The 13,565-nt window shown below is 34.5% G+C and carries 11 protein-coding genes; 10 read left to right on the top strand and 1 reads right to left on the bottom strand.

Features of this window, described 5'->3' with window-relative positions; translation table 11 throughout:
- Positions 1–262: 262 nt before the first annotated feature.
- Entirely contained in the window at positions 263–1,300 is a 1,038-nt protein-coding gene (locus GM661_RS12580) for a winged helix-turn-helix domain-containing protein (RefSeq protein ID WP_230867142.1), read from the bottom strand.
- Positions 1,301–1,849: 549 nt separating this feature from the next.
- On the opposite strand from GM661_RS12580, the gene GM661_RS12575 reads away from it, so the two are divergent.
- From GM661_RS12575 to GM661_RS12530, 10 genes are all read left to right on the top strand, one after another.
- Positions 1,850–2,920, top strand: a complete 1,071-nt coding sequence (locus GM661_RS12575) for a TolC family protein (protein ID WP_230867141.1) — start codon at positions 1,850–1,852, stop codon at positions 2,918–2,920.
- Positions 2,898–3,635 (top strand): TolC family protein, encoded by a 738-nt coding sequence (locus GM661_RS12570; protein WP_230867140.1) that lies wholly within the window; start codon positions 2,898–2,900, stop codon positions 3,633–3,635. The genes GM661_RS12575 and GM661_RS12570 overlap by 23 nt, the downstream gene beginning before the upstream one ends.
- Positions 3,551–4,288: a TolC family protein gene (locus tag GM661_RS12565; RefSeq protein ID WP_330165256.1), complete on the top strand. Its 738-nt coding sequence runs from the start codon at positions 3,551–3,553 to the stop codon at positions 4,286–4,288. Before GM661_RS12570 ends, GM661_RS12565 begins: the two co-directional genes overlap by 85 nt.
- Before the next feature lie 2 nt (positions 4,289–4,290).
- Positions 4,291–5,625 (top strand): efflux RND transporter periplasmic adaptor subunit, encoded by a 1,335-nt coding sequence (locus tag GM661_RS12560; RefSeq protein ID WP_230867138.1) that lies wholly within the window; start codon positions 4,291–4,293, stop codon positions 5,623–5,625.
- Entirely contained in the window at positions 5,622–8,675 is a 3,054-nt protein-coding gene (locus tag GM661_RS12555) for an efflux RND transporter permease subunit (RefSeq protein WP_230867137.1), read from the top strand. Before GM661_RS12560 ends, GM661_RS12555 begins: the two co-directional genes overlap by 4 nt.
- A gap of 35 nt (positions 8,676–8,710) precedes the next feature.
- Entirely contained in the window at positions 8,711–9,775 is a 1,065-nt protein-coding gene (locus tag GM661_RS12550) for an efflux RND transporter periplasmic adaptor subunit (protein WP_230867136.1), read from the top strand.
- An 8-nt stretch (positions 9,776–9,783) separates the two neighbouring features.
- Positions 9,784–10,461 (top strand): ABC transporter ATP-binding protein, encoded by a 678-nt coding sequence (locus GM661_RS12545; protein ID WP_230867135.1) that lies wholly within the window; start codon positions 9,784–9,786, stop codon positions 10,459–10,461.
- The gene (locus GM661_RS12540) at positions 10,458–11,666 is read left to right on the top strand and encodes an ABC transporter permease (RefSeq protein WP_230867134.1); all 1,209 of its coding nucleotides are present in this window, start codon (positions 10,458–10,460) and stop codon (positions 11,664–11,666) included. The genes GM661_RS12545 and GM661_RS12540 overlap by 4 nt, the downstream gene beginning before the upstream one ends.
- Before the next feature lie 56 nt (positions 11,667–11,722).
- Positions 11,723–11,899: a response regulator gene (locus GM661_RS12535; protein WP_330165215.1), complete on the top strand. Its 177-nt coding sequence runs from the start codon at positions 11,723–11,725 to the stop codon at positions 11,897–11,899.
- Positions 11,900–12,013: 114 nt separating this feature from the next.
- The gene (locus GM661_RS12530; protein ID WP_230867133.1) at positions 12,014–13,486 is read left to right on the top strand and encodes a sensor histidine kinase; all 1,473 of its coding nucleotides are present in this window, start codon (positions 12,014–12,016) and stop codon (positions 13,484–13,486) included.
- Positions 13,487–13,565 lie beyond the last annotated feature (79 nt).

The raw sequence follows: 13,565 nt of genomic DNA, 5'->3' as shown, positions 1-13,565 counted from the left end.
GTTGGTTAATTTCATTTAGTCTATCTTGTCTGCTATTTCTTTATTATACTGATGTATATGATTATTATTAAAATTAAAGATGAGATATCACTCATGTCACGATCTAACTCGTATATCGATAAGATCAAAACAGTACCAATCTGCTTCCTGCATTTGTGAGGCAGATCACTTAAAAGAAGCTGCCTCATTTTGAGACAGCTTCATGATTTTAAAAAAAATTAATTTTAAAAAGTTGTTTGTCATTTAATAAGAAATATATTTATCATTCACTTGACATATCTTGATAAACATATTCTAACATTTCTTTTAAAGTTTTTTTATTGAGACTGAAATATACCCTATTATTTTCACCCAAATGAAGATTCAAAAGTCCAAGGGCCATCATTTTATTCGTATGATAGGATATGGTTGCTTTTGTTAGGTTAACGGCTTCTGCCAGTTCTACTCCGAAATATTTTCTTTTACCTAAAAGTTTTAGTATTTCATATCTTTTTTCATCTCCCAGTATCTTTAATATTTCCTTAGCTCTTCTTTGCTTAAAATTTACATTAACCCTTTGTTCTAATAAATGTCCAAATAATATGCACATAGAATCATTTGTCAAATGCTGTGTCATACCTATTTCGTAAAAATATGAAGGATATAGAAAAATTTGATTATGAGACTCTACCAGATTTTCCATATCTAAGGCTAAAAGGTTTGATAAAAATTCAATGCCATCAGTTTCATATTGCCTTTTATAGTCTCCCAATTTATTTCTCATAAATTCTATTGGTTTATCTTCAATCTTCCGATAAAATTTCTCATAATAAAACTTAAAAAAAACTTCAAGTCTATTCTTGATCTCTTCAGGATGTTTCTTAAACTCTGGAAACAATTTATCGTCTTCTGATGGAAAATCCACATTTAGTTTTTCTTTTAGAACCTTCATAATAATAGCAGGCTCATCATCAAGAAGGCTAGTAATATCAAAAATTTTAGTGTACATCCTAAAAAAATCGGCCCCAGTCAGTTTAGCAAACTGGATAAAGAAATCATTTAATACAGTAATATTTTCTGATAGGCAGAAATATATCGGTACCACAAGTCCCCCTATAAATTTTTTAGTGAGAATATCCATATCATTTTTCATCAAAGATGACATATTACTATTTACATTTTTTATATAATTCTGGATATCTTCATTAAAGTCAAATGTATTGAACCATTTATTCAATTTCATTTCTTTATTATATATAATTCTACCGATAGAACAAAAAAACTCTAAGACAGGATTATATTTAATCTGTATCTTCTTCAAAAATACTCCTCCTCTTAAAACCTATATTCAAGTATATTAGATTAATAATTAATTGTCAACGGGGCAATAACGTAATATGGGCATAAAACTACTTAAAGTAATATTAACACCTTACTATTAAATAGTTATAATACTAATTAGATGGCTATAAAACAAATATTGAGAAACAATCAATAAAAAAAGGGTATAAAATTGGTAGGATCAGAGAAAATATTCTGAACATGTTTGAACTTCAAAAACTTAAAAAGTTTGTAAACTTAATGTATTTTTAATCCTATTTTAATTGTTTTCATAATAGAAGCTGTTATAATATTAGTATAAAAGTGGTATATAATTTTAGTAAAATAATCAGCAAAAACACATATTAAATTAAATTTATATACAGATTTGACAATTATCCATAATTACTTGATAATTACTCGATAATAGTATTTTAGACTAATTATAACAGGGGGGTGTTATTACTAAAAAGTATTTGTATTGAAGTATAAAATCAGGATATTTCTAAGATAGAGGCTTTTGAAAATAAAGGGGCGTGAAAAACAAATTATGAAAAATATATTTATCTGTCTAATAGCATTAATTATTACAGCTACTATTTCTGTGATGGCTCATGGGAATAAAATTGAAAGGATGAATTTACAGAAGGCTGTTGAGATAGTTTTAATTGAGAATCTGGAACTTAAAACTGCAGAGTATAATTATGAAAAGGCTAGATTAGAATATAAGAAAGCTGTAGCCAATAATTTAACAGAGCAATCCAGGTATAATGAATTAGAAGCAGAGTATGATCTAGAAGAAGCCGAAAAAGAATATAAAGATACCAGGGATAGTGTGATAGGAACGACTATCCAACAGTATATTGATGTCTGGTTAAACAAATTAAATATTAAGGTGAAAGAAAAAACAGTTGCAGCAGAAAAACGCTTACTGGAACAGTATCAGGCCCAGCATAAAATAGGTGATATAAGTAGTATTGATTTATTAGACCAGAGTAATACATATAATGATGCCTGCTTTGAATTGGAAAAAATCAAGGACAAATATACTCAGAGTCTAAGACAATTTAAAATGACCCTGGGGTTAGAAGGAAGTGAGTTTAAAATTGAGGCTCTAGAGAAACCTGAGGTTTGGGATATAAATGAAGAGACAGCTATTGAAACTGCTCTGGAAAACAGTTTGGAATTACAATTAAGTAAAAAAGAAGAGGAGTTAGCGGAAATAGATGAAAAGCGCGCTGGGATATCTTCTTCAGCATTAGATATAAAAATTAAGGGGTTAGCTGCAAAAATTTCTCATCTGGGAACAGAGGACATTAAAGATAATATTATTACCTCTACTCAGGAAAGTTACTTTGAATTTAAACAGGCAGTAAAAGATATAGAATTGAAGAAGGAGAGGTTAGCTAAGGATAAAGAAGAATATGGCTTGATTAAAAAACAATATGATGCTGGGATTAGTACCAGAACAGACGTTTTGCAGTATGAGGCTAGTATTTTAGAGACAGAATATAACTATAAAGAGGCAATTGCTAATTATTATCTCACAGAACATGATTTATTAGAGGCGCTTTGTTTAGAAACCGGGGTGTTTATGGATGAGAATGCAGCAGGAGAATAAAGTTGTTATTTTACTTATAATTGGAGTGGTTTTCTCTTTTTATTTCCCTGAGATTACTATGGCTGCTTCGCTTAGTTTTGAACAGGCAGTAGAGTTTGGTTTAGAAAATAGTGATACCCTAAAAGATATTAAACAGGAGATCGAAGGACTTGAGCGTGATATTGAACTAATTAAAGCAGGACAGAACTGGCAGGTTACTGTAGATGCTGATTATAATTTGACAGATAATGATAATGTTAGTGGTGATGAGGATGGAGATCTGGGAATAGGTTTTACTAAGGATTACTCATCTGGTTTTTCCCTGGGACCGACCATAGATGTTGATACAGATGATTTTAGTTCTGAATATACTATTGATGTTTCTCAGAAGATATTTCCCTGGACCCCAATTGAATCTGATCAGGATTTATATACTCAGGAAAAGAAATTAGAAAAGTTAAAAAAGAAACTAGCAGAAAATAGAACTGTTCAGCTAATTTCCTGGCTGGAGACTTATCTTAATCTGATTCGTTTAAAGGAAAAAGAAGTGGTATATACTGAAGAACTCAAGTTAGCTAAAAAGGAGTTTAAAGAGGTAGAAGCCAAGAGTGATATTGGTGAAGCTGGGAAGATAGAATTTCTTAAGAGTCAATTGACTGTAAAAGAGGCAGCATATCAATTGAAAAATTTAAAAAAGAATTTCAGGAGAGTAAAAAAGACTTTTGTCAGGACTTAGGATTAAGTCATGAACAGGAGTTAATCCTAAATATAAATGAGGATTATTTACTTGCTTTAAGGAATAAGGTTAGTGATTATGTAATTAATTCTAATAATATAAAAGAACTATTAAAACAGGCAGAGTCAAATAGTTTTGATTTGGTGGCAAATCAGCTTGATAATCAGGTGCTTAATAAGGAATTAGAATGGTTAAAGGATGAACATAATACTGAGATTAATTTGATTGGTGAATATGACAGCTCTGATGAAGATTTTACTGTTGGTGTGAAGTTGTCTCATATTCTCTATGATGGGGGGCAACGGAAAATAAAGATTGCTGATAAAGAAGCAGATATAGGTGATCTTCTTGATGAATATGAGAGATTGAAAAAGGAGCTTGAACTGGAGTTTGAGGAAAAACAAAACCAGATTGAATTAGATCAGGATCAGTTAGATCAAAATCAATTAACTTATGAAAAAACCCTGTTAGAAGAACGGATTGCTGAGGAACAGTTCGAACATGGTTTAATTGATAAGATAGAATTTGAGGAATATAGGCTTAGTACTGAAGAGGAAGAGGTAAATCTTTCTTCTGCTGGGGATAATTTGTTGATAAGTAAACTTAACTTACTTGTCTTATTTAAAAATGAAGACTTTTTCAGGGGGAATTAATCTTGAAGTCAAAAAAAAATTTATATAAATTGATTGTAGTAGTAATATTGATTGTAGTAATTGCTTTTGCGCTGGTAAGATGTGCTGATGAGCAAGAGAATAAAGAAGTGTTAAGTCAGGGGAGTAACAACCTTGAGCAGTCAAAGGGAGAGTCTCCCTTACAAGATAATGCTGATAAACAGAATGATAGTGTAATCAGTGTTGAGGCCAAAGAAGTAGCACAGGGCACATTAGCTACTTATGTTAACATTGTTGGTGAAGCTAGACCTTATCGAGAGGTTGAACTGGTATCTAAGCTATCAGAAATTGTAGATAAAGTTAATATACAGGTGGGAGATATTGTTGATAAAGGTGATATTTTAGTTGAATTAAATAGAGATGATCAAGAGATAACAGTAAAAGAGAAAGAGGGAGTACTGGCAGCAACAGAGGCCGATCTACAGGATGCTTTAAATGGAAGTAGAAAAGAGAAAATTTTACAATGTAAGGCCGATGTAGAATCAGCTAAATCTGATCTAGAAGTGGCCCAAAATAATTATGACCGTTATAAAGAGTTATATGATCAAAAGTATATCTCTAAACAGACTTTTGAAGAATATGCCAATAAACTTACTTCAAGCAGAAGTAGTTATGAGTCAAAGCTACAGGCTTTAAAAATGGCTGAAGATGGTTCAACTGTTGAGGAGATTAAAAGTCTGCGGGCGCAAGTAACTCAAGCAGAAGCTGGCCTGAGCTCTGCTAAATTAGATTTATCAAGAACTAGCATAAAGGCCCCTATTTCAGGTGTTATCTCCAATTTGAATATTGAAATTGGTGAAATGACAAATACTTCTTCTTCAATACTAACTATCTCCCAGCTTAATAAAATAAAGATAAAGGCCTATGTTAGCCAGAGAATTGTCAATAAATTAAAGGCTGGTGATTCAGTTGTTGTGTATTTTTCTGCTATAGATGATAGCTTTATAGCTAAGATACAGAGCATCTCACCAGTGGCTGATGAGATAAAGAAGAGTTTTCCGGTAGAGATTGTAGTTGCTAATCCTGAACAGATTATTAAAGCGGGGATGTATGCAGAGATAAAACTTAAAACTAATCAGGTTGCTGATCATTTAGTAGTACCACAGAGTGCTATTTTGGAGGAGAATGGGGAAAATTATGTTTACATAGTAAATAATAATAAAGCTAAAAAACTAAGAGTAGCAACAGGTATTGCTTCTGAGGACCAGATAGTAATTTTAACTGGACTTCAAGAAGGGGACCAGCTTATTATTACAGGTGCAGAATATTTAAAAGATGGCTCCAGGATTAATTTAGTAGGTCAGGGGGATAAACAATGAAAATATCCAATTTTTCAGTAGATAGACCTGTTACCATTACTATGATTATTTTGGCGGTAATTTTAATCGGGACTATGGGGCTGGTTAGATTGTCTTTACAACAGTTACCTGATATAGATGTGCCTTTTTTAGTGATCTATACTATTTACAGTGGGGCTAGCCCGGAAGAAGTAGAAGAGTCTATTACCCGTCCGATTGAAGAAAATATTGCAACTTTGAGTGGTTTAGATACCTTGAGTTCTACTAGTTATGAAGGGTATTCCTTGCTACGTTTAGAGATGGAATATGGCACAGATGTAACAGAGGCCAAAAATGATCTGCGTGATTTGATCTCTAGAATGTCAGATAGTTTACCAGATGATGCGGACGATCCTCAGATAATGACTTATGATCTTAACTCTCAACCAATTATAAGACTATCGATTTCAGGGGAAAATTTAGTTGAGCTAAAGGATATTGCGAAGAATAAATTCAAACCATCATTGGAGAAGATAGTGGGGGTTGCTTCTGTTGATATTTCCGGCGGACTGGAACGGGAAATTAATATCAATGTTAATCAAGAACAGATGTTAGGCTATGGTTTAACTCTTAATGATATTGCTTCCGGTATCAAACTGGCAAATTCTAATTTAAGTGTCGGAAGTATTGATGAAGGAGACAAAGAGATTTCTTTAAGGGCTGAGGGGAAATTTAAGAGTGTGGCTGAAATTAAAAAAATAACTATTCTAAGTTCTACTGGAGAAAAGATTCCTTTGTCTGAATTCGCAGATGTAGAAGATACTTTCGCTGAACAGAATGATTATAATTTTTTAAATGGTAAGCAGAGCTTAGGTCTTGCCATTCGTAAGGAAGGAGATAGTAATACTGTTGATGTTGCCAGAGATGTTCTGGCTGAACTTGATAGTTTAAAGAAGGAACTGCCTAATGTTGACGTCTTTGTCGTCAGGAACAATGCTGAGAATATTGAGAACTCAGTTTCTAATGTTGGTCAGAATTTCATTCTGGGTGGGATTCTGGCAGTTATAATCCTCTTTTTATTTTTAAGGAATATACAGAGTACGATAGTCATTGCAACAGCCATTCCGACGTCGGTAATTGCTACTTTTGCTCTGATGTATTTTGGAAAGTTAACTCTGAATATGATGTCTTTAGGTGGTCTGGCCCTTGGGGTAGGAATGTTACTTGATAACTCTATTGTTGTACTGGAAAATATCTATCGCCACCGTTTACAGGGAGCAGGTAAGATTGAAGCCGCTAAAGAAGGGGCTAGTGAAGTGGCAACTGCTATTATTGCTTCTACTTTGACCACGGTTGCGGTTTTTTTACCAGTGGTTTTCATTCAGGATATGCTGGCTCAGTTGTTTACTCCCTTATCTTTGACAGTAGCTTTTTCCTTGTTAGCTTCTCTTTTTGTTGCTTTAACATTTGTTCCGATGCTTTCATCAAAGTTGCTGCATGTAAAAGAAAAACACCGGGTAAGAGAGAACGGAGATAGTAAATTTGGTGCTGTTAAAGGCGTTTATCATAGTATTCTTAGCCTGACCCTTAAGCATCGCTATTTAGTAGTGGCAGTTATTTTTATCGGTTTAGTTTTTTTCGGGCTCGGGGTAAAGATCGGTCTGATACCTTTGAAGATGGAGTATATGCCTTCATCTGACCAGGGCAGTATCAATGTTTATCTTGATTTACCAGAAAATACAAGAGTGGAAAAGAGTGTTAGTGTTTTAAAAAAGGCAGAGGCAAAACTTAAGAATATACCTGAAATTGATGTCGTTAACAGTTCTGCTGAAGAGAATAATGTCGAGATAGATTTGGAACTGCTAGATTTGAACCAAAGAAAGCGTAGTGTAGATCAGGTCGCTGAAGAGGTCAGAAATAGATTGAAGGATCTGGCTGGCGTTAAAATTTATGTAGCTGCTCAGAATTCAATGATGGGCAGCCGGGGTAAAGGGGGCGGTGATATTAAAATCAATATTCATGGAGCAGATTTGCAGACTCTTTCAAATTTATCTGCTATCATTATGGAGCAGGTTAAAGCTACTCCAGGAACCAGAAATATTGCTGTAAGTCTGGAAGATAGTAGGGCGGAGATTAAAATTATTCCTAAAAGAAAAATTGCTAAAGAATTAGGTTTTACCGAATCTGGTATTGCGTCTGCTGTTGATGATGCAGTAGATGGAACCACTGTTAGTACTTATACCGAAGGTGGGGAAGAATATGATATTGTTCTTAAATTAGAAAAGAAACAGGTTAATACTATTGATAAACTAAAAGAACTAAAGATTACCTCTACTACAGGTATTACGGTGCCGCTGGAACAGGTAGCAGGGATTAAAAAGGGTATTGGTTATAATACAATTGAACGAGAAAACCAGGAACGGGTGGCAACTGTTTCCGCTGGTATTTACAACCGGGCGTTGGGAGATGTCCAGGCAGAGATAGAGAGGAAGATAAATAGTTTATCCATTCCTTCTGGCTATACAATAACTTATAGTGGAGATGCTGATGATATGAAAAGTTCCTTTGGTCAATTGGCTAGTGCGATGATACTGGCAATTATTCTGGTATATATGGTAATGGCCGCCCAGTTTGAATCACTTATTCATCCTTTTGTAGTAATGTTCACGGTTCCCCTTTCACTGGTTGGTGCTGTACTAGGATTGACTTTAACCGGCATCTCTCTCAGTGTTCAGGGTTTTATTGGTGTTATTATGCTGGTTGGTATAGTTGTTAATAATGCCATTGTAATGATAGATTATATCAATGCCCGTCGTCAGACTGAGGATAGAAAAGAGGCTATTCTAGCAGCAGGTCAAATTCGGATAAGACCAATTATGATGACAACTTTAACAACTGTTCTGGCAATGGTTCCTATGGCCTTAGGTATAGGAGAAGGGGCAGAACAACAGCAGCCGATGGCGATTGTGGTAATTGCTGGACTTTTATTTTCCACCATGCTAACTTTAATAGTAATCCCTGTCTTATATGATATAGTAGATGATATTGTTAATAGTATTAGGAATAAAGTTAAAAAGGCAATTTCAACATAGCCCCAGAAAATGTTTTAGTTGGGAGGGAGCAGAATTTGTTTAGGAAACATTGGAAAATTATCATCTCGTTAATTCTGGTTTTAATAATTATTGTTTTTTTTATCAATAAATATATGACAGCAAATCCTTCTTATAATGCTAACAGAGAAATAAATTCTAATAGCTTATATACAGTAAGCCGGGGTGATTTAGAGGATAGTATTTCTGTTAGTGGTTATATTAGTCCTGTAAATGAGAGGGAGGTTTCATTCCGTTCACGTAATTCTGAGACACGTGATACAGTCGATGCAATTATGGTTGAAGAAGGTAATTTAGTAAAAAAGGGTGATCTATTAATTGTCTTAGATAAAACCAAGGAAAAATTAGAATATTTACAGGCGGAGAACGAGTATAAAAAGGCAGTAATCAACGGGTCAAAAAATGAAATAGAAGAAGCACAAATAAATTTAGAGATGGCCCAGGAGGATCTGGCGGCAACAGAATTGAAAGCCCCTATAACTGGATTAGTAACAGATATTCAGGTTGAAGAGGGTGATAATGTAAGTGGTGGTACAGCTGCTGTAAATATTATTGATAATAGCCGTTATGAAGTTGAAGTAGATATCCCAGAATCAGATATATCCCAGATTAAAGTCGGGTTGAAGGCAAGAGTAGTTTTAGATGCCCTGCCAGGTCAATACTTATCTGGAGAAGTAATAGCTATTGAACAGGAGGCAGAGGAAGATAGTGGTTTGGTAACAGTACCGATTACTGTTTTACTTGAAGAGGGTGATTTTGATTTGAAACCCGGTTATTCGGCTGATGTCGATATAATAATAAAATCAGTTAAAGATAAACTGATTATCCCGATTACAGCTGTTTATAATAAAGAGGGCAAGACATATGTTTCAAAATATGAAGGCGGTCAACTAGAAGATGTTTTAGTCAAAACTGGTATTAGTAGTGGTTTGAAGATTTCTATTGATTCAGGACTTGAAGCTGGAGATAGGATAATGATAAATACCTTTCAATTTAATCAATTACCTGAGGAAGTTCAAAATGAGGGTTCTGAAGAACAGAGGCCTGGTGGCCCCCCGATGATGGGGCCAATGGGAAGGTGACAAGATAAATGTTGTTAGTAAATAAATTAGCTAAAATATACAGTAATGGGGAGATAGAGGTTCAGGCCTTAAAAGGGGTTTCCTTTGAAATTGAACAGGGTGAGATGATTGCTATTATGGGGCCTTCAGGGTCAGGGAAATCAACTTTGATGCATATTTTAGGCTGTCTTGACCTGCCTAGTTCTGGACAATATTTCCTTGAGAATGAAGATATATCAAAGCTATCAGAAGAGAAACTGGCTGAGATAAGGAATAGATATATAGGTTTTGTCTTTCAGCAGTTTAATTTATTGGGACGTACTACTATTTTACAGAATGTAGAGACACCTTTGATCTATGCCGGTTTAGAGAAAAATAAAAGGAGGATGTTTGCCCGGGAAACCCTGGAAAGGGTCGGTTTAGGCCACCGTCTCCATCATTTCCCCAATGAAATATCAGGCGGCCAGAGGCAGAGAGTGGCGATTGCCAGGGCCCTTGTTAATAACCCTTCTTTAATTCTGGCTGATGAACCTACCGGGAATTTAGATAGTAAAACAGGCAAGGATATAATGGGTATTTTTCATGAATTAAATGAGCAGGGGCATACTGTGGTTTTAGTAACCCATGAAGAGGAGATAGCAGAACATGCCCAAAGGATTATCTATCTAATGGATGGTATGATCAAATGGGATGAGGTGATTAAGTGATCTTGGAGACGATTAAAATAGCTATTTTCAGCCTAAACAGCAATAAATTACGTACACTCCTTTCAATGCTGGGTATTATTATTGGTGTGGCTGCCGTTATTGCTGTGGTTTCTATTGCCTCTGGCACTCAAGAGCAGGTAACTGCCCGCATCTCTAATCTGGGTTCAAATTTAATTAGCATTAGCCCTGGTGTTAAGAGAGGGAGACCGGGTTATATTAGTAGTGAGAGCGAGAATGTTTTTAACCTTGAACTGGTAAAGGCAATTGTTGATTATTGTCCTTCAGTCAAACAGATTGTAGCGAAGAATCAATCAAGTGGTCTCTTAATTGAAGGAGAAAACAACTATATGACTACTATTATTGGGACAGGAATAAATTATCAAGAGATTAATAAATATTACCCTGAACAAGGAGTCTTTTTTAATGATTATCACTTAAAAAATGCGGTAAATGTGATTGTATTGGGGTCTGAACTGCTTGAAGAATTATTTCCAGAATCGAATCCTTTAGGTCAGACTATTGCCTTTAATTTGAATGATAATAACTATTTGTTTGAAATAATAGGTGTGATGCAGGAAAAGGATAGGGGAATAACCGGCGATTTAAATAAACAGGCCTATATTCCAATTACAACACAATTAAAAATAACAAGCAGTAATAATATATCAAGTTTTATCGCCCAGGCCTCTTCGGCAGATGAGGCCACAGCAGCAGTAGAACAGATTGAGTATCTGCTAAATAATTATTTGGATGATGATGAAGAATTTAATATAGTAAGTCAGGATCAAATACTTGAGACTATCAATGAGGTTACTGGTAGTATGAAATTAATGCTCAGTGGGATAGCGGCTATTTCTTTGTTAGTGGGGGGGATAGGTATTATGAATATAATGCTGGTTTCGGTTACAGAAAGGACCAGAGAGATTGGGATTCGTAAGGCTCTGGGTGCTAAACAGAGGCATATTCTAGGACAATTTCTGGCTGAATCCCTAACCTTAAGTAGTTTTGGGGGTATTTTAGGGATTATCATTGGTTTTCTGGCTGCCTTTAGTATTGCTAGGATTGGTGGCTGGCCCTTTGTTGTCTCAATTTTCACAGTGCTTCTGGCTTTTGTTTTTTCCCTGATAGTTGGGGTGTTTTTTGGAATTTATCCAGCTGTTAAGGCCTCCAGACTGGACCCTGTCAAAGCACTTAGTTATGAGTAATGTTAAAAAAGGTTTTTAGCAGATTTTGTAGAATATTAAGTTCAGAGGTGTTTTATATGAGTTATAATATATATTTATTAGAAGATGAAAACAATTTAAATCAGTTATTAAGCTCTTATTTAGAGAATGAAAGATGGAAGGTTAAGTCTTTTCTCAGGGGTTTAGAGGCTAAAAAGGCAATTTCCAAAAACCCCCATCTCTGGATTCTTGATATACGGTTAATTTTAATATAAATTACTCTAAGTATAATATTGATACAAAAAAAAGAAGTATATTAGATTGAGGAAAAAACTTCCAAGGTTAAAAATTAAAACCCTTTATGGTTATGGATATAAGTTGGTGGATAAATGATATTTAGATTTTTTAAAGAAAAAAAACTGGCTACTCAAATCTGGATTATTCTCGGGCTTATTTTGGGTATTTTTTCAGTACTGTTGACTCTGCTTGTACCAACTGTATTAAGGTACTCCTTTACTAAAGAGACCTATGCTAGGCTAGAAGATCATCAGGAATTTATAATTAAATACCAGAATGAATTTTTTGCTGATCAGGGATTCACCTCAACTTCCAAACCTACGTCACCATTTTCACCACGTGGAGAAGAGAAACCTAAGCAGCTTCCCTTCCCCCATCTTGAAGAAGATGCTAATCACCCTCCTCTTTCTTTCAGAATAATAGAACATTTGTTTCTGGATACAAAAGGAAATATTCAAAAGGAAATTAGCAGAAAGAATGTTTCTTTAGATTTTATAGAAGCACTCAGGTGTAATATTAAAAAACAAAGCTTAAAGAAAAAGCGCTATCAGACCAAAATTGATCAGGAGATATATTTTTATATTATCTCCAGTGTTGAGTTAGCAGGAAAAGAGGGTTATTTAGTTTCTTACTTAGAAGGTAGGTACCGTGATAATCTGGTTGCAGATGTATTTCTCAAGATTATTCAGGCCATAGGGGTTGTACTGCTTATTAGCTGGATTGCTTCTATCTTTATTGCCAGAAATTTAACGAAGCCTTTGACACAGCTGCAGCAGAAGGTTAAAGTAATTGCTGAAAAAAACTGGAATCATTCTGTTATTTTAGAACGTGGTGATGAAATTGGACAGCTGTCGAAGACGATAGACTGGATGAGAGAACAGCTGGTTGAATATAATAAAAAACAGCAGTCTTTTTTACAGGAGGTTTCTCATGAATTAAAGACACCGATTATGGTTATTAAGAGTTATGTCCAATCGATTAATGATGGTATCTTTCCTAAAGATAGCCTGGAGAACTCATTAGAAGTTATTGCTGAAGAGACTGTTAGATTAGAAAAGAGGGTTCATTTTCTCCTGGGGCATACTAAATATGAGTATCTCTCTAAACATCAAGTGGAAGAGATAGAATTTAACCTGGCAGAATTAATTAGAAAAACGGTAAGTAATTTTAAATGGCGGAGTCTGGATATAGACTGGAAGATAGATTTAGAACCAACTATAATAATTGGGGATAAAGAAAAGCTAAGGATAGCTCTGGAAAATCTCCTTGATAATCAAGTTCGTTATGCTAAATCAGTGATAGCTATTAAATTAGCTAAAAGTGAAGTTTTACCTGGTAAAGATGTTGAGAATAATTTATTGTATACTCTTAAAATATGGAATGACGGCCCTGAGATTGAAGAAGATAATCTGGAAAATATCTTCAAGAAATATAAGAAGGGTTATGAGGGTAGTTTTGGGCTTGGGTTAGCTATTGTAAAACTTATTGTTGAACTTCATAATGGGTCGGTCTGGGTTAATAATGAGGATAATGGTGTGGCTTTTTATATTCAAATAAAGGAATAAATATATTTTTATGAAGGAAAAACTCCCCTTATCTAGAATTAATATTTAACTTGAATTTTAAATATTATTTAATAAGGGG

The sequence above is a fragment of the Iocasia fonsfrigidae genome, assembly GCF_017751145.1.
Classification (GTDB): domain Bacteria; phylum Bacillota; class Halanaerobiia; order Halanaerobiales; family DTU029; genus Iocasia; species Iocasia fonsfrigidae.
Note: the sequence above shows the minus strand (reverse complement) of the source record. Positions and strands in the feature narration are given on the sequence as shown.

What these genes read in the sequence shown, in the direction of transcription:
- GM661_RS12575 (WP_230867141.1), top strand. Translation starts at nt 1,850, where the DNA reads ATGAAAAATATATTTATCTGTCTAATAGCATTAATTATTACAGCTACT.
- GM661_RS12570 (WP_230867140.1), top strand. Translation starts at nt 2,898, where the DNA reads ATGAGAATGCAGCAGGAGAATAAAGTTGTTATTTTACTTATAATTGGA.
- GM661_RS12555 (WP_230867137.1), top strand. Translation starts at nt 5,622, where the DNA reads ATGAAAATATCCAATTTTTCAGTAGATAGACCTGTTACCATTACTATG.
- GM661_RS12545 (WP_230867135.1), top strand. Translation starts at nt 9,784, where the DNA reads ATGTTGTTAGTAAATAAATTAGCTAAAATATACAGTAATGGGGAGATA.
- GM661_RS12535 (WP_330165215.1), top strand. Translation starts at nt 11,723, where the DNA reads ATGAGTTATAATATATATTTATTAGAAGATGAAAACAATTTAAATCAG.
- GM661_RS12530 (WP_230867133.1), top strand. Translation starts at nt 12,014, where the DNA reads ATGATATTTAGATTTTTTAAAGAAAAAAAACTGGCTACTCAAATCTGG.